The organism is Aeromonas sp. ASNIH7 (assembly GCF_002903485.1).
Classification (GTDB): Bacteria; Pseudomonadota; Gammaproteobacteria; order Enterobacterales; family Aeromonadaceae; genus Aeromonas; species Aeromonas caviae.
The window spans coordinates 2,701,378-2,720,352 of the sequence record NZ_CP026226.1; the positions used below are offsets into that span (position 1 = coordinate 2,701,378).

At 63.3% G+C, this 18,975-nt stretch carries 16 protein-coding genes and 1 pseudogene; 6 read left to right on the top strand and 11 right to left on the bottom strand.

Annotation, left to right across the window (positions count from 1 at the left end):
* The first annotated feature begins 169 nt into the window (after nucleotides 1-169).
* Nucleotides 170-1,375 (top strand): NupC/NupG family nucleoside CNT transporter, encoded by a 1,206-nt coding sequence (locus C2U47_RS12675; RefSeq protein ID WP_043154001.1) that lies wholly within the window; start codon nucleotides 170-172, stop codon nucleotides 1,373-1,375.
* Between the two features lie 106 nt (nucleotides 1,376-1,481).
* Here C2U47_RS12675 and C2U47_RS12680 read toward each other — a convergent pair whose 3' ends face one another.
* From C2U47_RS12680 to C2U47_RS12690, 3 genes are all read right to left on the bottom strand, one after another.
* Nucleotides 1,482-2,039, bottom strand: coding sequence for a cytochrome b/b6 domain-containing protein (locus C2U47_RS12680; RefSeq protein ID WP_041214375.1), 558 nt, complete (start codon nucleotides 2,037-2,039; stop codon nucleotides 1,482-1,484).
* Nucleotides 2,040-2,087: 48 nt separating this feature from the next.
* On the bottom strand, nucleotides 2,088-2,357 hold the full coding sequence (locus C2U47_RS12685) for a PepSY domain-containing protein (protein ID WP_010672753.1): 270 nt from the start codon (nucleotides 2,355-2,357) through the stop codon (nucleotides 2,088-2,090).
* Between the two features lie 121 nt (nucleotides 2,358-2,478).
* On the bottom strand, nucleotides 2,479-2,931 hold the full coding sequence (locus C2U47_RS12690; protein ID WP_039039769.1) for a YaiI/YqxD family protein: 453 nt from the start codon (nucleotides 2,929-2,931) through the stop codon (nucleotides 2,479-2,481).
* Nucleotides 2,932-3,062: 131 nt separating this feature from the next.
* Here C2U47_RS12690 and zntB point away from each other — a divergent pair, with 131 nt between their 5' ends.
* Nucleotides 3,063-4,028, top strand: coding sequence for a zinc transporter ZntB (gene zntB, locus C2U47_RS12695; RefSeq protein ID WP_174217498.1), 966 nt, complete (start codon nucleotides 3,063-3,065; stop codon nucleotides 4,026-4,028).
* 9 nt (nucleotides 4,029-4,037) lie between these two features.
* Entirely contained in the window at nucleotides 4,038-4,556 is a 519-nt protein-coding gene (locus C2U47_RS12700) for a mechanosensitive ion channel domain-containing protein (protein WP_039039767.1), read from the top strand.
* A 36-nt stretch (nucleotides 4,557-4,592) separates the two neighbouring features.
* On the opposite strand, the gene C2U47_RS12705 is transcribed toward C2U47_RS12700, so the two are convergent.
* The 8 genes and pseudogenes from C2U47_RS12705 to C2U47_RS12740 form a co-directional block, all read right to left on the bottom strand.
* A complete protein-coding gene (locus tag C2U47_RS12705; RefSeq protein WP_010672757.1) occupies nucleotides 4,593-4,841 on the bottom strand; it encodes a hypothetical protein in 249 nt (82 codons plus the stop codon).
* A 69-nt stretch (nucleotides 4,842-4,910) separates the two neighbouring features.
* Nucleotides 4,911-6,701, bottom strand: coding sequence for a cation:proton antiporter (locus C2U47_RS12710; RefSeq protein ID WP_041214376.1), 1,791 nt, complete (start codon nucleotides 6,699-6,701; stop codon nucleotides 4,911-4,913).
* Nucleotides 6,702-6,795: 94 nt separating this feature from the next.
* On the bottom strand, nucleotides 6,796-7,317 hold the full coding sequence (locus C2U47_RS12715) for an MltR family transcriptional regulator (protein WP_010672759.1): 522 nt from the start codon (nucleotides 7,315-7,317) through the stop codon (nucleotides 6,796-6,798).
* A 97-nt stretch (nucleotides 7,318-7,414) separates the two neighbouring features.
* Nucleotides 7,415-8,560 (bottom strand): mannitol-1-phosphate 5-dehydrogenase, encoded by a 1,146-nt coding sequence (locus C2U47_RS12720; RefSeq protein WP_042015428.1) that lies wholly within the window; start codon nucleotides 8,558-8,560, stop codon nucleotides 7,415-7,417.
* 4 nt (nucleotides 8,561-8,564) lie between these two features.
* Nucleotides 8,565-10,526, bottom strand: a complete 1,962-nt coding sequence (locus C2U47_RS12725; protein ID WP_053288790.1) for a PTS mannitol transporter subunit IICBA — start codon at nucleotides 10,524-10,526, stop codon at nucleotides 8,565-8,567.
* Nucleotides 10,527-11,170: 644 nt separating this feature from the next.
* Complete coding sequence (locus C2U47_RS12730; protein ID WP_049637234.1) at nucleotides 11,171-13,192, bottom strand: exoribonuclease II; 2,022 nt, start codon at nucleotides 13,190-13,192, stop codon at nucleotides 11,171-11,173.
* An 86-nt stretch (nucleotides 13,193-13,278) separates the two neighbouring features.
* A pseudogene (locus C2U47_RS12735) lies at nucleotides 13,279-14,177 on the bottom strand (LysR family transcriptional regulator ArgP).
* Between the two features lie 233 nt (nucleotides 14,178-14,410).
* Nucleotides 14,411-15,040, bottom strand: coding sequence for an acyl-homoserine-lactone synthase (locus C2U47_RS12740; RefSeq protein WP_029313613.1), 630 nt, complete (start codon nucleotides 15,038-15,040; stop codon nucleotides 14,411-14,413).
* Between the two features lie 64 nt (nucleotides 15,041-15,104).
* Here C2U47_RS12740 and C2U47_RS12745 point away from each other — a divergent pair, with 64 nt between their 5' ends.
* The 3 genes from C2U47_RS12745 to C2U47_RS12755 all read left to right on the top strand — a co-directional run bounded on the left by C2U47_RS12745 (nucleotide 15,105) and on the right by C2U47_RS12755 (nucleotide 18,877).
* Nucleotides 15,105-15,887 carry a LuxR family transcriptional regulator gene (locus C2U47_RS12745; protein WP_010672766.1) on the top strand — a complete coding sequence of 261 codons (783 nt, stop codon included), beginning with the start codon at nucleotides 15,105-15,107 and terminating at the stop codon, nucleotides 15,885-15,887.
* 262 nt (nucleotides 15,888-16,149) lie between these two features.
* Nucleotides 16,150-16,770, top strand: a complete 621-nt coding sequence (gene lysE / locus C2U47_RS12750) for an L-lysine exporter (RefSeq protein ID WP_049637233.1) — start codon at nucleotides 16,150-16,152, stop codon at nucleotides 16,768-16,770.
* Nucleotides 16,771-16,897: 127 nt separating this feature from the next.
* On the top strand, nucleotides 16,898-18,877 hold the full coding sequence (locus C2U47_RS12755) for a bifunctional 2',3'-cyclic-nucleotide 2'-phosphodiesterase/3'-nucleotidase (protein ID WP_049637232.1): 1,980 nt from the start codon (nucleotides 16,898-16,900) through the stop codon (nucleotides 18,875-18,877).
* Nucleotides 18,878-18,975 lie beyond the last annotated feature (98 nt).

Consider the following 18,975-nt stretch of genomic DNA (forward strand, 5'->3'; position numbering starts at 1 on the left):
TTTCTCAATGACGATTAATAATCATGTGTCTTGGCAATTAATTTAAAAACGTTTGTATTATTTCGCATGCATATTTTTACCGCGGATTGTGATGATTCTCTGATTTTTAAATATGCAGTTCTTTATGATGGCGCCGGTCAAAAATAACAATTCAATGGGTGCTACTGGTATGGAATACGTTCATTTCTTGCTCGGACTCGTGATGGTCCTGGCATTGGCGTTGCTGGCAAACCGCCGCAACTGGAAACAGATCAAGCTGCGTTACATCGGCCAGCTGCTGGTGGTCGAGCTGGCGCTCGCCTGGTTCATGCTCAACTCCGAAGTGGGTCTGGCGGTGGTGGGTGGCTTTGCCGCCGGCTTCACCAAGCTGATGGAGTTTGCCAAGCAGGGGACCGACTTCGTGTTCGGCGGTCTGGTCAACGAAGGGGCCTTCTCCTTCTTCCTGATGGTGCTGATGCCCATCGTCTTCATCTCCGTGTTGATCGGCATTTTGCAGTACATCCGTCTGCTGCCCATCGTCATTCGTGGCATCGGCACCGTGCTGGCCAGGATCAACGGTATGGGCAAGCTGGAGTCCTTCAACGCCATCAGCTCCATGATCGTCGGTCAGTCCGAGAACTTCATCGCCCTCAAGAACATACTGCCGCACCTGAACGAGAAGCAGATGTACACCCTGGCGGCGACAGCCATGTCCACCGTCTCCATGTCCATCGTCGGTGCCTACATGCAGCTGATCGAACCGCGCTACGTGGTGGCCGCACTGGTACTCAACATGTTCAGCACCTTCGTGGTGCTCTCCCTCATCAACCCCTACGAGCCCGACAACACCGTGACCGATGCCAAGGCGCTGGCCGAGGGTGACGAGCACCACACGCCGAAGAAGGAGAACTTCTTCGAGATGCTGGGGGAGTACATCATGGCCGGTTTCACCGTGGCGGTGATCGTCGGTGCCATGCTGGTGGGCTTCATCGCCCTGATCGCTCTCATCAACTACCTGTTCGAGGCGGCGTTTGGCGTCAACTTCCAGCACGTCATGGGCTACATCTTCTATCCCGTTGCCTGGATCCTGGGCATCCCGGGCAGTGAAGCGCTGCAGGCCGGCTCCATCATGGCGACCAAGCTGGTGACCAACGAGTTCGTGGCCATGATGGATCTGGGCAAGATTGCCGCCGAGCTCTCCCCGCGCACCGTCGGCATCCTCTCCATCTTCATGGTGTCGTTCGCCAACTTCAGCTCCATCGGCATCATTGCCGGTGCGGTGAAGGCGCTCAACGAAGAGAAGGGCAACATGGTTTCCCGCTTCGGTTTGAAGCTGGTCTATGGCTCCACCCTGGTGAGCCTGCTCTCCGCCGTGATTGCCGGTGTGATGATCTAGGTCCTCCCCCCGCGCTGCTCATGACGACCCCCTGCCTTGGCAGGGGGTCTTTTTTTGGGCAGATGAGCGGGTGAACAGAGGAGGGGACTGGTCGGCAGCCCGGCCATCAAGCGCGGGGGTCTTCCACCTTGATGTTGGCGGGGACCCGCTTTTTGCCCAGCACCATGGCGCGGACCAAATCGCTGCGGGTGAGGCGATCGGTCAGGAGTACCACTGCCGCATGGACGCCAACGGCGGCCATCAGGGTGTTGGCGATGATGCCGTGCAGCTCCTCCAGCCACTCCTCGCCCCAGAAGGCATCCCAGGTGGTGAGCCAGCCGGTGACGACGGTCCCGACCAGGGACAGCAGCAGCAACCAGATCATCAGGGAGCCGACCGGATTGTGGCCGAGGTAGTAGGGGTGGCGCCCCTGGGCGAGCTGACGCAGGTAGTAGCGGACCCGGGCAGGAGTTGGCCACCACTGGCCGAAGCGGGCGTAATAGGGGCCGACCAGCCCCCACAGCAGGCGGATGATGAGCAGGATGCCCACCGCGTAGCCAGCATATCTGTGGGGTTTGCTGCCCTCTTCCAGCACGAAGAAGTTGAGCAGGCAGAGGGTGACGGTCGCCCAGTGAAACACCCGGATGAGGGGATCCCAGACTTTCACTTCAGAGGCAGGTGTCATGGCAAGGCTCCATGGTGGGGGCCGGGGGAAGACCGGCCCGGGGCGGCGTTACTCGTCGATCTCTTCTTTCACCTTTTTCAGGTCGGTCGGGTCGAAGTAGATCTCGACCTTGCGCTTCTCCTTGTCCCAGCCGTAGATCTCGTAGCAGCCGGTCTTGGTGGCCTTGAACTTCTTGATGTCGTAGCCCATCGCCTTGATCTGCTGCTGGGCGTCGGCTTCGCTCATCCACTTGCTCTTGTCGGCCTGGGTGCATTGGGGGTCGGCCAGGGCTGCGCCGCTCAACAGGGGGATCAGTAACAACAGGGGGGTCAGTTTCATTGCTTGCTCCTTGCGGGTGGTTGGGTCAACAGTCGCAAGGCTAATCAAGGAGCATTAAGGAAGAATTAAGGGAAAAGGGAAATGAATGGCTCTCCCCGGCAGGGGGCCGGGGAGAGGGTGATCAGCTCAGCTTGCCCCTGACCAGCCACTTGTCCAGCGCATTGGCGAAGCGCTGCTTGTCGGCGGCGTTGAAGGGCGCAGGGCCACCGGTCTGGACGCCGGCAGAGCGCAGCTCCTCCATGAAGTTGCGCATCCCGAGCCGTGCCTGGATGGTCTCCCGGGTGTAGATCTCACCCCGGGGATTGAGCGCCTCGCCCCCGGCGTCGATGACCCAGGAGGCGAGGGGAATGTCGCCGGTGATCACCAGGTCGCCTGGCTTGACCTGCTGGGCGATGACATGATCTGCCACATCGAAGCCCTTTTCCACCTGCTGGGTCTTGATGAAGGGGGAGGGGGGGACTCTGAGCCCCTGGTTGGCCACTAGCGTGGTCACCACCTGGGCGCGGTGGGCGGCGCGGTAGAGGATCTCCTTGACCGGGATGGGGCAGGCATCGGCATCAACCCAGATGGGCATGGCATGGCTTCCTGTGTCTGGAACGGGTGGCGCATCTTAGCATGGCTGGTGCGGGGCGGCTGCCCCGGGGCTGAGTCGTCCCCGCCTTTGGTGTAAGCTGGGGCCTGCACATGAAACGAGAAGGAGACGAGATGGATCGGGTGCCCGGTGACGTGATTTATGGCCTGACCCTGGACGGCAAGGGGGGCATGACCCCGCTGGCCGAAGGTAGCGAGATCCCCTGTACCCAGCCCGGCTGGCTGCATCTGGACTACGGCAACCCGGAGTCGGCGCGCTGGCTGCTGCAGACGCCGCTGCTGGGGGAGGCGGCCCGGGAGGCCTTGCTCGGCCAGAGCAATCGTCCCAAGCTGGTGCGGATGGGGGAGACGGTGCTGCTGATCCTGCGCGGCATCAACCACAACAAGGATCACAGGCCTGAAGAGATGGTGGCCCTGCGGATCTTCATCACGCCGGATCTCATCATCAGCAGCCGACGTCGTCCGCTGCTCTCCGAGAAAGATGTGTTCGAGCAGCTGTCGCTGGGGGGCGGTGCCGACACACCCGCCGACTGGCTGGTGGAGATATGCGACGCCCTGACCGACCGGGCCGGGGAGTTCGTCGAGGAGCTGCACGACCAGATCCTGGATCTGGAGGAGATGGTGCTGATGCGCGACCTGCCCGCCAACGGTCGGCTTGCGCGCATCCGCAAGCAGCTCATCATGATCCGTCGCTACCTCTCCCCCCAGCGGGATCTGGTGGCGCGCCTGGCCAACGAGAAGATCAGCTGGCTGGACGAAGATGACAGGCGACGCCTGCTCGACATCGCCGACCGCTTGCGGCGCTGGCTCGACGATCTGGATGCCGGGGTGGCGCGCACCGCCGTGCTGGCGGACGAGATCAACAACCTGATGGCGGAGGCGACCAACCGCCGTGCCTACCAGATGTCGGTGATGGCGCTGCTGTTCCTGCCCGCCAGCTTCCTGACCGGCCTGTTCGGCATCAACCTGGGGGGGATCCCCGGGGCCGAGAGTCCGACCGCCTTCTGGGTGTTCTGTGGCTTCCTGCTGGTGCTGGCGACCGGACTGGCGGTCTGGCTCAAGCACAGGCGCTGGTGGTAAGGGGTGAACATGACGACATGGGAATCTTTTGGCGTGACCCTGCTGCTGTTGCTGGGGCACACCCTGGTGCGCGGCCTCATTCACAAGAGCCTGATGGCCCTTGGCCAGAGCCGGCAGGTGAGCGAGAACCGGGTACTCTACGTGGAGCACGTATTCCACTTCCTGCTGGGCTGCGCCACCCTGCTGATCCTGGCCGGGGTCTGGGGGCTCGACTTCTCCCGGCTGGTGGTGCTCGCCTCCTCCTTCTTCGCGGTACTGGGGGTCGCCATGGTGGCCCAGTGGTCGATCCTCTCCAACATCACCGCCAGCATCACCATCTTCTTCGCCTTCCCCTACAAGATTGGCGATCGCATCCGCATCCTCGACAAGGATGACTCCGTCACCGGCATCATCACCGAGATCGGCCTCTTCTACGTGCGGGTGCGGGATGACAACGGCGATCTGGTCACCTATCCGGCGAACCTTATTCTGCAAAAGCCGGTGAGGCGGCTGGAGGGAAAGGAGGCTGAGTCCACGCAGCCGGAATGAGAAAAGGCTCCCTCGGGAGCCTTTTTCGATGGCTGTTCAGCGTTCGAAGAAGCGGTAGAGGTGCTCGACCTGGACGGGGCAGTCGGCCACCAGGTGGATGTGGTCCCGTGCCTCCTCGGTGGACGAGAAACTCATGGGGCACCCCAGGGTGTCCGTCATCACGTAGAGGTGGCCGTCCTGCCCCCTGAACTCCACGATCCAGCCGGGGGAGACGATGTCGTGCATGATCTCCGCCTCCTTGAACCTGTGCTGCTGGTGAAGCGCGCGCAATTCACTGACTGTCATGACATCCTCCTATGACTCATGGCGCCACCCTCAAGTCTAGTTCTCCTTCCCGTTGGCGCCGTCATCGGATCAGGGCCCCGTCGCCCCCTCACGGGGCGGTTGCAGGGCGATCAGCAGCTCCCCGGGCAGCGGCGTGACAGGGCCGGTGACCACCCTGGGTCTGGCCTTGGCATCCAGCACGAACAGAGGAATGGCGCCGGGATTGGCCTCCTGATACTGGTCCCAGTCGAAGGTGTCGCTCAGGCGGGTCGCCTTGATCTGCCCGCCCCGGCTCAGCAGGCCGCTCAGCCTGGCGAAGTTGATGTCGGCGCCGAACAGGTTCTGGCGGGCACGGAAGGTGGCGCTCTCCCGGTTGGCCTTGCCGTGCTGTTCGCTGGAACGCAGGGAGTGGACCTTCTCCTCCCCGTAGAGGTGGGCGAAGTGCAGCACCCCGAGGGCGTTGTTGTGGCGGCTGGGAGAGAGCGCCAGCACGGTGCTGATGCTGGTGAGGGGCAGGTGCCGCTCGGCGTGCTCCGACTGGGGGTTGCCGAAGTAGCAGGGCAGGCCGCTCATGCGGGCCAGCTTGCAGTGCTCCCAGGCAGGATCGGAGAGCTGCACCGGGATCCCCTGATCCGCCAGCGCCTTGCCGATGGCCCGGGCAACCGAGTTGGCGCCGATGAGCAGCCAGACATTGGGGGCGCTCTGGCGCATGTCGAGCAATCTGGCCAATGGCGTGGCCGTCAGGCTCTGCAGCACCACGGTGAAGATGATGACCGCAAACACCAGGGGCACCAGCTTGTCGGCATCCTCGATGCCGGCCTCATGCATGCTGATGGCGAAGGAGGCGCTGACCGCCGCCGCCACTATGCCCCGGGGGGCTATCCAGGCGAGCAGGGCGCGGGCGCGCCAGGGCAGGTCCGACCCCCGGGTCGAGACCAGGATGCAGAGCGGACGGGCCACGAACTGCACCACGCACAGCAGGGCCAGAACCATGGGGCCGAGCTGCCAGAGCTGGGCCAGATCGAGGCGGGCCGCCAGCAGGATGAAGAGGGAGGAGATGAGAATGACGGCGAGATCCTCCTTGAAGGCCAGCACCTCCTCCAGATCCAGCCCCTCCTGGTTGGCGAGCCAGATGCCGAACACCGTCACCGCCAGCAGGCCGGATTCGTGACTGAGCCAGTCAGACAGGGTGAAGGTCACCAGCACCAGCGCCAGTACCCCGAACTTGTGCAGGCTGACCGGCAGCCAGTCCTTGCGGATGAGCAGGGTGGTGAGCCAGCCGGCACCGACCCCGATGAGCGACCCCACTCCCACCGTCTTGGCCAGGGCCAGCAGGGTATGACCGACCAGATCTCCCTGGCTGCCGAGGCGCACCGCCTCGAACACCAGTACCGCGAACAGGGCGCCGATGGGGTCGATGACGATCCCCTCCCAGCGCAGGATCTTGTCCACCTCCCGGACCGGGCGGATCACGTTGAGCATGGGGGCGATCACCGTGGGGCCGGTCACTACCAGCACGGCGCCGAGCACCATGGCGACCCGCCAGTCCAGCCCAAGCAGGAAGTAGCTGGCGGCGCCGATGACGGCAAAGCTGGTCACCATGCCGGTGGAGCAGAGGTTGCGTACCACCTTGCCGATCCCCTTGAGTTCGGTCAGGTGCAGGGTCAGCGCTCCTTCAAACAGGATGATGGCGACCGAGAGGGAAACCAGGGGAAACAGCAGATCCCCCAGCAACTGATCGGGATCGAGCAGACCGGTCACCGGGCCGAGCAAGAGGCCGCTCAGCAGCAGGAACAAAATGGCGGGAACGCGCACGGACCAGGCAAGCCATTGGGCGAGCAGGGAGATGAGGGCTATTCCGGCGAGGGAGAGAGCAATCATGCCAACCTCGTACAGGTGATGGGGTTGGACCTAGTGTAGCGGGGAAGGGGGGCAAGATGACACCCGCCAGGCGTGCAGGGGAGAGCCACTCAGATCAGATGGGGCTCTCTTTGTGGAGTTCGGTGACGCAATCGGTCACCGCCAGCACCAGGGCGGAGCGCACCATCTGATCGAGCCGGTTGAGCTGCATCTGGTAGAGGGGCCAGTCCTCCTCGTTGGCCGGGGGATCCTGCGGCATCATGCTGCCCTGCTGGATGGCATTCAGGCGCTCGAGCAGATCGCGGACCGGCTTGTCGCTGAAGCGGTAATCCTTGGGGTCGCGTACCAGAAAGTCGCGGATCTTCAGGTATGCCTCGAGATCCTGATAGCGCTCGAGGGAGATGAGGCCGAGGGCGAAGATGAGCTTGAGGCGCACCTCCAGCTGGCCGAGGGGTCCGCTCTGGTTGAGCAGGGGTTCGATGGCGTATTTGACGGCATACTCCTCCTGACGAAAGGCTCGCCGCATCAGGGAGTCGACCGCCTCTTCCAGGATGGTCACGACCTCGAGAAAGAAGCCGCGGGGGCCATCCTGCTCGTTCAGTCGCTCCAGTACTTCATCTTCCTGGTGTGTGGTCATAAGTGCTTCGGGTCCGGCTGACAGGGGGAGAGCAGGCCCTCCCCCGGTTTGTATCGTATGGGGTCCGTCACGGGCGGTGTGACGCCACCCCATCAGGTCACTTCAAGTTGTTGTAACGGGCGACGATGGTGCGTACCACATCGCTGTGCTCATCCAGGCCGGTGACGCGGGCCAGTGTCCGTGCCGGACCAAGTTCCGCCAGCATGGCCTGCAGCTCCACCGCCTGGGGATCGTCCTCATTGCGGTAATGCAGTGCGGCGGCGATGCCCTCCTGCAGGTGATCGCTCGGCAGGCCGTACTCCAGGGTGCCGAGCAGCGGCTTCACCAGCCTGTCCCCCGCCGCCAGCTTGCGCAGCGGCTGGCGACCGACCCGGTCAATCTCGTCCACCAGGTAGGGGTTGGCGAAGCGGGAGAGGATCTTCTCGATGTAGGCGGCGTGCAGGCGCGGGTCGAAGCCGTAACGTTTCACCAGCACGGCCCCGCTCTCCTCCATGGCGCGGCGTACCTTGCTGCGGATCAGCGGATCCTCGATCGCCTCGCGCACGGTGTGATAGCCCCTGAGCTTGCCGAGGTAGGCGGTGACGATGTGGCCGGTGTTGAGGGTGAACAGCTTGCGCTCGACGAAGGCCATCAGGTTGTCGGTGGGCTCCATGCCTGCCACCTGGGGCAACTCCCCCTTGAACTGGGTCCGATCGACGATCCACTCGCTGAAGCTCTCCACCGTCACCTCCAGGGGATCGTCGTTCGCCGCGGCGGGCGGAACGATGCGATCCACCGCCGAGTCGACGAAGCCGACGCACTGCTCGAGGGTGGCATGATACGCGACCGGCAGGTACTTGAGTACCTCCTCCTTGAGGTGACTGGTGCCGCGCACCATGTTCTCGCAGGCGATGACGTTGAGGGGAGTCAGGTTGCCGGCATCGAAGCGGGCCTGCAGCCCCTTGGCCAGGGTGCTGGCAATCTTGTCCAGGATGTTGGGGCCGACCGCCGTGGTGACCAGATCGGCGGTGATGATACGGGCGATCACCTCGTGTCCGGCCGAGCTGACGGCGGCAACGTTGCGCACCACGTCCAGCTTCTGATCCGTGCCCACCACGTGCACCTTGTACTCCTGGCGGTGGTTGAGCTGGTCGATCAGGGTCTCGTTGACGTCGGCGAAGGTGACCTGATGGCTGGCGTCAGCCAGCAGTTTCCCGATGAAGCCCCGACCGATGTTGCCGGCACCAAAATGCAATGTTTTCATGATATTAACCTCTACAACCAAAGACGATGACGGATGATAACGCGGCCTGCTCGGCCCCCAGCAGATCCAGGAACTCCTGGGGATCCTGGGTGCTGGCCAGACGGTCGACGAGACCGGGCTCATCCAGTGCATTGGTCAGGCGGGTTATGACCTGTATGTGTTCATCGTTGCGGGCGGCAATGCCGATGACCAGGCGCGCTACCTCATCGGCGCCCTCGCCGAAGGCGACTCCGGCCGGGTACTGGCAGATGACGATGCCGGTACGCTTCACGTGCTCCTTGGCGGCGATGGTGCCGTGGGGCACGGCGATGGATTCGCCGAGGTAGGTGGAGACCAGCTGTTCGCGCTCCAGCATGGCGTCGACGTAGTCCGGTGCCACATAGCCTCGCTCGGCCAGCAGCTTGCCGGCGGTCACGATGGCCGCTTCCTTGCTCTCGGCCTTGAGGCCCAGGTGCACGTCCTGCAGGCTCAGGGTGAAAACTTCCGGCTCCTGCGGCTCGTAGCTGTCGTCGTTGGCCGCCACCAGCAGTTGCGGGTTGGCGACGTCATCGTTGGCCGCGTTGGCCAGGCTGAGGTTCTGCACCAGCTCCTGATAGAGGGCGTTGTCGAGGAAGTTGGTCAGCGAAATGTGCTGTGCATGCGGCGCATGGCGACGGGCACGGTCGGTGAGATCCTTGTGGGTGATGACCAGATCCACCTGATCGTCCAGGTTGTTGATGGCACGGTTGGTCACGCTGATGTCGAGACCGGCGGCCTGCACCCGCTTGCGCAGCATGCCGGCGCCCATGGCGCTGGAGCCCATGCCCGCATCGCAGGCGACGACGATGTTGCGCACTGCGGTCAGCTCGGTTTCCGGCTTCTTGGCGGCGGTGGTCTCGGGCTTGGCACCCTTCATGGCTTTCATCTTGCGGGTGGCTTCACCCAGGGCATCGGCCTCGTCGGCTTCCGGCTGCTGGGCACGGACGAACACGGCAGCGACCAGGAAGGAGACGGTGGCGGAGGCGACGATGGAGAGCAGCACCCCGATGAGGGAGGCTTTCGGCGTCATCAGCAGCACGGCGAAGATGGAGCCCGGGGAGGCGGGGGAGACCAGACCGGCGTTGAACAGGGTCAGGGTGAAGACCCCGGTCATGCCGCCTGCGATCACCGCCAGGATGAGGCGCGGGTTCATCAGCACGTACGGGAAGTAGATTTCGTGGATGCCGCCGAAGAAGTGGATGATGGACGCACCGGCTGCGGACTGCTTGGCGGCGCCACGGCCGAACACCATGTAGGCCAGCAGCACGCCCATGCCCGGACCCGGGTTCGCTTCGATCAGGAAGAAGATGGAGCGGCCCTGTTCGGTGGCTTGCTGGATCCCGAGCGGCGAGAAGATGCCGTGGTTGATGGCGTTGTTCAGGAACAGGATCTTGGCCGGCTCGACGAAAATGGAGGTCAGCGGCAGCAGGCTGTGGGCGACCAGGAAGTCGACACCACCGGCCAGGGCGCCGGAGAGCACCTTGACGAAGGGACCGATGACGAAGAAGGCGAGAATGGCGAGCAACATGCCGATGATGCCGGCGGAGAAGTTGTTCACCAGCATCTCGAAGCCGCTCTTGACGCGACCTTCCATCGCCTTGTCGAAGCGCTTGATGGCCCAGCCACCCAGCGGGCCGACCATCATGGCGCCCATGAACATGGGGATGTCGGTCCCCACGATGACGCCCATGGTGGTGATGGCACCGACCACGCCGCCGCGCTCACCACCCATCAGCTTGCCGCCGGTATAGCCGATGAGCAGCGGCAGCAGGTAGGTGATCATGGGACCGACCAGCTTGGCCAAGGTTTCATTGGGCAGCCAGCCAGTGGGGATGAAGAGGGCGGTGATGAAGCCCCAGGCGATGAAGGCGCCTATGTTGGGCATGACCATATTGGACAGGAAGCGTCCAAAATTCTGTATCTTGACTTTGGTATCCGGTGATAACATGTCGGGACCCCGTTTTAAGCCTGTGTGATTAAAAGTGGTAGTCGGGATGACGAGTTTTGCCGAACTCCCATCCCAGTCGTCTAAGCAACTTCAATCTACCAGCTTGTGATCAAATTAGGCTGAAAACGGGGTGTCTTGTGACCTGGATCTCAAATACCCCGACCTCCCCCCTCCCAACATAGTGATGACGATCACAGTCAGTCGCTGTATTTCGGCTACATTTCGATCTTCTCGCCTCTGGGTGTCAATTTTTTGTGATTTACGTCTCGTTTTGTGGTTTGCGCAAATACGGTGTCAACGTGACTATCGTCACAAAACCAAACTTTGCACTCAAATGAGTCATGGTTTGTCGCCTCGTATTCGCAAGTAATGACGATGGATATGCCGCAGTTCATCGTTAATCACCAATGAATCATTTATTTTGTAACCCACTTTCAGTTTTTCCCCCGAGAGGATCGGTTCTGAAAGGGCCTCTTGTGACGCCCGGGTGGCGGATCCTGATCCGCTCCCGTCTCGCTCCTCCCTGCCGGTCGCGACGCAGGCAGGGGCCTGCGAGCGGGTCTCCCATCCCGTCTGCCCGCGGAGCGCAGCCATAAAAAAAGCCCGCAGGATGCGGGCTTTTGCAGAGCAGACAAGCAGGGGGATCACTGCGCCTTGGGGGCCTCGTCGGCAGGCGCGGCATCGGCCTCGCTGGTCGGGGCGACCGGTGCCGGACCCGGCACCAGATCCACCGCCGGCTTGGCGATGAGGGAGCGGGTCTCTTCCACCGCCTCGGTCAGCTTCACCTCGATGATCTGGCCGAGCTCGTAGACCACCTCGGTCTTGTCCAGATAGACGCGACCGTTGTCCCAGTTGCACTCCAGCCGATCCTTGTTGTCCAGGATATGGCGGGCGGGCATGAACACCACGGCGCCGTTCTCCTGCAGGCGCAGCTTGAGGCCGGCGCGCATCACGTCGATGATCTCGGCGTTGAACACCTTGTCGGTGCCCGCATCGGCCTTGAGGTAGCGCACATAGAGCCAGTCGCCGATGTCGCGCTCCACCATGCGGTGCAGGCGGCGGCAGGCGGTCAGGTGCTCGGTCAGCTCCAGGCTGGGGCGCTCACCCGGGGTCTTGCCGGCGATGACCGCCTTGAGCAGGCGATGGTTGACCATGTCGCCGTATTTGCGGATGGGGGAGGTCCAGGTGGCGTAGGCATCCAGACCCAGGCCGTAGTGGGCGCCCGGTTCGGCGGACATCAGGGCATAGCTCTGGAAGCGGCGGATCTTGCCGTCCAGCCAGCGGGTGTCCAGGTTGTCTATCCAGCGGCGCAGGGCGCAGAAGCCGGAGAGACTCGCGATCTCTTCCTTCTCGAACGGGGCCTCGGCGGTCTTGAGCAGCTCGATGGCGCCGTCCAGGGACTCCTCGTCAAAGCCGGTGTGGACGTTGAAGATGCCGTAGCCGACCTCTTTGCCCAGCACGCGGCCAGCGCAGATGTTGGCGGCGATCATCGACTCTTCCACCATGCGGTTGGCGATGCGGCGCGGCTCCACGTGGATGGCCAGCACTTCGCCGTCTTCACCCAGCTCGAAGTCGTAGTCGGGTCTGTCCGGGAACACCAGGGCGTGCTCGGTACGCCACTTGATGCGGGCCTCCGTCATCGCCTTCATCAGGGGCAGCTGGGCCAGGACGCCGGCGTCGATATCCAGCGCTTTGCCGTGCTCGGCCCAGTCGGAGACGTCGTCATAGCTGAGACGGGCATGGGAATTGATGCGGGCGGCGAAGAACTCGGTCTCCTCCAGCAGCAGGCCATCCTCGGCGATGAGCAGACGGGCGCACAGGGTGTTGCGCTCCTCGCCCTCTTTCAGGGAGCAGAGCTCGTCGGAGAGGGTGCGCGGGATCATGGGTACGTTGCGTCCCGGCATGTAGACGGTGAAGGCGCGCTGGGCGGCCTCCTTGTCCAGCTCGCTCCCCTCGGCCACATAGGCGGTCGGGTCGGCGATGGCCACCAGCAGCTCCCAGCCGTTCTCCAGCTTGGTGATGGCCAGGGCATCGTCCATGTCCTTGGTCTTGGCACCGTCGATGGTGAAGAAGGGAACCTGGGTCAGATCCCGGCGGGGCAGCTCTTCCTCTTCGATCACCTTCCACTCCGGCAGGTCCGCCGGTTCAATCTGGGCCAGGTTGTGGCGTGCCAGCACCACCCACCAGGGCACGTTGTGATCTTCCTGGGTGGCGATGAGCTGGGTGATCTCGGCGGAGAAGTTGCCGTCCACCAGGGCATGGCGCTTGAGGGTGGCGACCACCCAGTCCCCTTCCTTGAAGGATTTCTCGTCCAGACCCTTCTTGGCGCGGGCCTTGATGGCGTCCTTGATGAGGGGGTGGTCGGGCACCACGTTGAGGCGGTCGCGGAACATCTTGACGCGGCCGACGAAGCGGGTGACGGCCTGCTCCAGCAGGGCATCCGGCTCGGCCACCTCTTTCTCTTTTTCAGTGCGGATCAGGGCGCTCACCCGGTCACCGTGCATCACCTTCTTCATGTAGGGAGGCGGCACGAAATAGCTGGTCTTCTCATCGACCTCCAGGAAGCCGAAGCCCCGATCGGAGGCGCGGATCACACCCTCTTTCTTGGGGATGTTTTCGCGGATTTGTTGCTTGAGCTGGGCCAGCAGCGGATTGTCTTGGAACATAAATGGGGAACCTGAGTGGAGACCTGATGGTTAATCGCCCAGCACTATACGTTTTTACCCCCCCAAAGCCAAGGTGAATGGCCCCCTCAACGGGGTTGCAGTGCCCGTCGCCCCTGCTGGATCAGGCGCTGGGATATCTGCTTGTGCAGCCCCCGCTCCAGCACCCAGCGGTGCCAGTAGAGCTGCTCGACCAGGTGGTGATCCGGGTTGAGATCGAGCAGGCGCCCCTCTTCCAGTTGCTGGCGGATCTGCAATTCCGGGATGAGGCAGCAGGCCAGCCCCTGCTCCGCCATGGCGACGAAGGCCTCGGAGGATCGCACCGTGTGGCAGGGGTAGCCACCGGGGGGAGGGCGAAATGACGGGCCATGTAGCTGATGTGCATGTCGTCGCGCTGATCGAAGGCCACCGCCGGCGCCTTGGCCAGGGCCGCCGCCGTGAGGCCGTTCGGGAAGTGGCGGGCGACGAAGGCGGGGCTGGCGGTGAGCAGATAGCGCATCTCGCCGAGTTCGTCGACGCAGCAGCCCGCCAGCGGCTGGGGTTGCAGGCTGACGGCGCCGAACGCCTGCCCCTCGCGCACCCGGTCCAGGGTGCGGCTCTCGTCATCCACCAGCAGGTTCAGCTCGATGGGGTATTGCTCCAGCAGTGGCGCAAGGGCGGGCAGGAACCAGGTGGCCAGGCTGTCGGCATTGACGGCGATGCTGACCCGGATGGGGGCCCTGGGCTCGTCGGGGGAGAGCTCGCCGGCCAGCTCCAGCTCCAGCTGGCGCACCTGGCGATAGTGGGCCAGCAGCTTCTGGCCGAGCCCCGTGGCCTGCAGCGGCTGGCTGCGGATGATGAGCGGCTCCGCAAACTGCTGCTCCAGCTGCTTGATGCGCTGGGAGATGGCGGACTGGGTGATGTGCAGGCGCTGGGCGGCACGCTCGAAGTTTTGCTCCCGGATCACCGCGTCCAGGGCCAGCAGCAGCTTGTAGTCCAGCGTCTTCATCAGCATTCCTTATGAAAAAAGGGAGTTCAGCAAGAATGCTACTCAAGGGAGCGCCAGAGGACAACCTGACCGCCCCCATGGAGGGGGCCCGTGCCCGGGGCCGCCCCTGTGAGATGTGACAGTAGTCCTGGTATGAGATTCATAAGATACTCATCCGGTCCGTTTTTGCATGGGGTGGAAACGGACCATAGCGAGCGTCTTGAATCCCGGGCCGGTCCCGGGACTTTTTTTGCTCAGATGACGGCGAGCAGTGCATCCCCCGCCGGCCGGTAATGGCCCTGCAGGGGGCGATGCACGGCGCGGTCGAAACGCTCGTCCAGGTGGAAGCGGATGCCGACCCCGCGCACGGCCCCCAGATCCACCGCCTGGCGATGGCCGAGGCGCTCGATGGGCAGGCCGAGGCGGCGGAAGATGCGCTCCACCGGCAGGCTGACCACGGCCACCAGCTCGCGGATCCCCTGCTCCCTGGCGAAGGCCAGCACCTCGCGGAAGATGACGCAGGTGAGTTCGCTGATGCCGTTCTCCAGGCGAGGGGCCCGGTCGGCGTCGATGGCGAGGCGGGTCAGCTCCCACACGTCGTTGCCGCGCGGCGGGGCTTCGCCAGCGAGGGCGGTGGGGAAGATGCTGGGCAGCATGTAATCCTGGGCGCAGCTGAGCAGGCGGATGCAGCCGCACAGCCCCTGCTTGTCTTCAATCAGCACCCAGTGGGTGTCGGGCTTGTCGAAGTTGTCCCGCTCCAGGCCACGGCGGGATTCCACGTCCCAACCGAGTCGATCGGAGAAGACGCGGTTGCGAAATCGGTAGAGCTCGTTTTCGACCTCCCATCTGGGGTGTTCTTTCAATTTTCCTTTGAAAACAAGCATTCATGTCTCTCCATTTCATGGTTAGGCGCTATAATCCAAGGCCTTGGCCAGGGGAGGCTTGCCTATGACACGCGACCAACTGCTTGAGTACCTGGAACATTTCACGCTGGTGACCGATGGCAACCGGTTGTCCGAGCTCATCGGCCGCTTCACCCTGGGAATGGGTTACGACTACTACCGCTTCGCCCTCATCCTGCCCATGTCGATGCAAAGGCCCAAGGTGGTGCTGTTCAACCAGTGCCCCGACTCCTGGGTACAGGCCTACACCCTGAACAACATGCTGGCCTGCGATCCCATCATCCAGCTCGCCCGCAGGCAGACCCTGCCCATCTACTGGAACCGGCTGGACGAGAAGGCGCGCTTCCTGCAAGAGGGGAGCATGGATGTGATGGGGCTGGCGGCGGAATTCGGGTTGCGCAACGGCATCTCGTTCCCGCTGCACGGGGCGGCGGGGGAGAACGGCATACTCTCTTTCATCACCCGGGAGCGGGCGTCGAGCGATCTGATGCTGGAGTCCTCGCCCATCCTCTCCTGGATGTCCAACTACATCTTCGAGGCGGCGATCCGGATCGTGCGCCAGAGCATGAGGGAGGACGATCCCCAGGAGCCCCTGACGGAGCGGGAGACCGAGTGCCTGTTCTGGGCCAGCGAAGGGAAGACATCGGGGGAGATCGCCTGCATCCTCGGCATCACGGAGCGCACCGTGAACTACCACCTCAATCAGGTCACCCGCAAGACGGGGTCGATGAACCGCTACCAGGCCATCGCCAAGGGGGTGAGCAGCGGCATCCTGCTGCCGAACCTGGAGCAGGTGGTGGTCACCAACTTCCCCTCCCTGCTGCAGTGAATACAGGCCCGGCGGCACCGGCTCGTCGCCTGGCATCCCCTCTGTCGCCATCACCGCTGTCCTGCGCCGTCCCATCCTGCCGCCGATTCTCGGGGCGGGGCTGTGACCCCACAATTGTCAGATCCTGCAATTGACAACCTTCTTTGTGTGGTTTCGGCCCGGTTTTCATCAGTTTTATGAATGTATCAGAAAATGAATGAATTTCTCTGATTACCCGCGCCCCCTTATAGTGCGTTTCTCTCTTTCACAGGAACGCATCCCCATGTTCGCCACCACCCTGCAAGGCTTTACCCTCGGTCTTGCCATGATCATCCCCATCGGGGCCCAGAATGCCTTCGTGCTGAGCCGGGGCATTCACCGCAATCACCACCTGCTGACGGCGACCCTCTGCTGCCTGTGCGATCTCGTGCTGATCGGCATCGGGGTGTTCGGCGGGGCCAACCTGCTGGCGGCCAGCCCGATCGGCCTGGCCCTGCTGACCTGGGGCGGCGTGCTCTTCCTCGGCTGGTTCGGGGTGCGCTCCCTGCGCAGTGCCTGGCGCGGCCAGGAGGCGGCCCTGGCGGACTCGCCCCGGTTGATGGGGGTGAAGAGCGTGCTGGCCATGACCCTCGGAGTGACCCTGCTCAATCCCCACGTCTACCTGGATACCCTGATGCTGCTTGGCTCCTTCGGCAGCCAGTTTGCCGAGGAGCTCAGACCCGCCTTCGCGGCGGGGGCCATGCTGGCTTCTCTGGTCTGGTTCTACGGACTGGCGTTCGGGGCGGCGGCACTCTCCCCCTGGCTTGCCAGGGGCCGGGTGCAGCAAGCCATTGATCTTGTTGTAGGTCTCATCATGCTGGTGCTGGCGGTCAAGCTGGCATTGGGTGCCATACCGGCCTCATGAGGCTATTTTTGTGCCGGGCTTCATAAAAATGAGTCCCGGTGCCATCTGCTGACATATTCGTCTGTTAAATTCCCGGCGCTGGTAAAGCGTTACTCATAATAAAAGGGAAAAAACAGTGAATAACACCATGAAGCTGGGGGCTATTGCCGCCATCGTGCTGCTGTCTGCCTGCAGCAACGAGAATGACAGCAAGGCGCAGCCGGGGACCGTCTCCCTGCGCCTGATCCAGACCTCTGATATCCACTCCAACGTGCTGGGGTACGACTACTACCAGAACAAGGAGGATCGCAAGTTCGGCCTCTCCCGCACCGCCCTGCTGATCCGCGCCGCCCGCGCCGAGAACCCCAACAACCTGCTGCTCGACAACGGTGACCTCATTCAGGGCACGCCGCTGGCGGACTACATCTTCGAGCAATCCGGTGCCGGCTATCTCGAGAAGCAGGCGCACCCGGTGTTCAAGGCGATGAACGAGCTGGGCTACGACGCGGGCAACCTGGGCAACCACGAGTTCAACTACGGCCTGGACTACCTTGGCAAGGTACTGGCGGGAGCCGACTTCCCCTATGTGAACGCCAACGTGTTCGAGGCGGGGGCCTTCAAGCGCGATGCCAAGGGACAGATTGACTGGAGCGGCAACAAGTTCACCCCCTATCTGCTGCTGGAGCGCGAGGTGACCGATGACAAGGGCCAGCGCCAGCGCGTCAAGGTGGGCATCCTGGGTCTGACCCCGCCCCAGGTGCTGCAGTGGGACAAGCGTCATCTGGAGGGCAAGGTGGTGGTGGCCGACATGGTCGAGACCGCCAATCACTATGTGCCCGAGCTGCGCGCCAAGGGCGCCGACATCGTGGTGGTGGTGGCCCACACCGGCATCAATGCCAGCAGCTACGAGGCCATGATGGAGAACTCCGCCTGGCATCTGGCCAAGGTGAAGGGGGTGGACGCCCTGATGCTGGGCCACGCCCACAAGAACTTCCCCGGGGACTTCCCGGATCTGCCGGAGGTGGACAACCAGGCCGGTACCCTCAGCGGCATCCCCACCGTGATGCCCGGTTACTGGGGCAACCACCTCGGCATCATCGACCTCAAGCTGGAACAGGTGGACGGCAAGTGGCAGGTGAAGCAGAGCCAGGCCAGCCTGCGCAAGATAGACGCCAGCGAGGGCAGTGCGGTGGATCAGCGGGTGGTGGACCTGGTGCAGGCGGATCACGACGCCACCAACCAGTGGCTGGACGAGCCGCTCGGCAAGATCACCTCCCCCATCCACAGCTTCTTCGCCCTGGTGCAGGACGACCCCTCGGTGCAGCTGGTGAGCGATGCCCAGCGCCGCCACGCGGAGCAGTTGCAACAAGACGGCCTGCTCAAGGAGTCCTACCCCATCCTGTCGGTGGCGGCCCCCTTCCGTGGCGGTCGCAACGGCATCAACGACTTTACCTACGTGGCCCAGGGTGACATCTCCCTGCGCAACGTCTCCGACCTTTACATCTATCCGAACACCCTGCAGGTGGTCGAGGTGAACGGGGCCACCGTCAAGGAGTGGCTGGAGATGAGCGCTGGCCAGTTCAACCAGATCGACACCGGCAAGACCGGGGTGCAGTGGCTGGTGAACGAGAGCTTCCCCACCTACAACTTCGATGTGATTGACGGGGTCAACTACGAGGTGGACATCACCCAGCCGGCCCGCTATAGCAAGGACGGGGTCAAGGTGAGCGACGGCCAGCGCATCAGCGGCCTCACCTTCAACGGCCAGCCCGTGGACCCGGCCCAGAAGTTCTACGTGGTGACCAACAACTACCGCGCCAGCGGCGGCGGCCACTTCCCGGGCATCGACGGCAGCAACATCGTCCATGAAGATCCCTTCGAGACGCGGGAGATCATCGCCCAGTACCTGAAGGCCCAGTCTGCGGACAACCCGGCTGGCTTCAGCCCGGCGGCCAACAACAACTGGCACATGAAGGCCCTGCCCGCCAACGTGGACGTGCGCCTCTACTCCTCGCCGACCGACGAGGCCAAGGCCCTGGCGGGGGTGGATCTGTCGTACCAGTCCACCCTGCCGATGGATGACGCCAAGCACCCCGGCTACGCCATCTACCGCCTGATCCGCCAGTAAGGCAGACGCTGGCAGCCAACAAAAAAGCCCTCGCAGTGCGAGGGCTTTTTCATGGGGCGCGGTGCCATCCTGCCCTGTCGTCTGGACTTGCCCGGTCG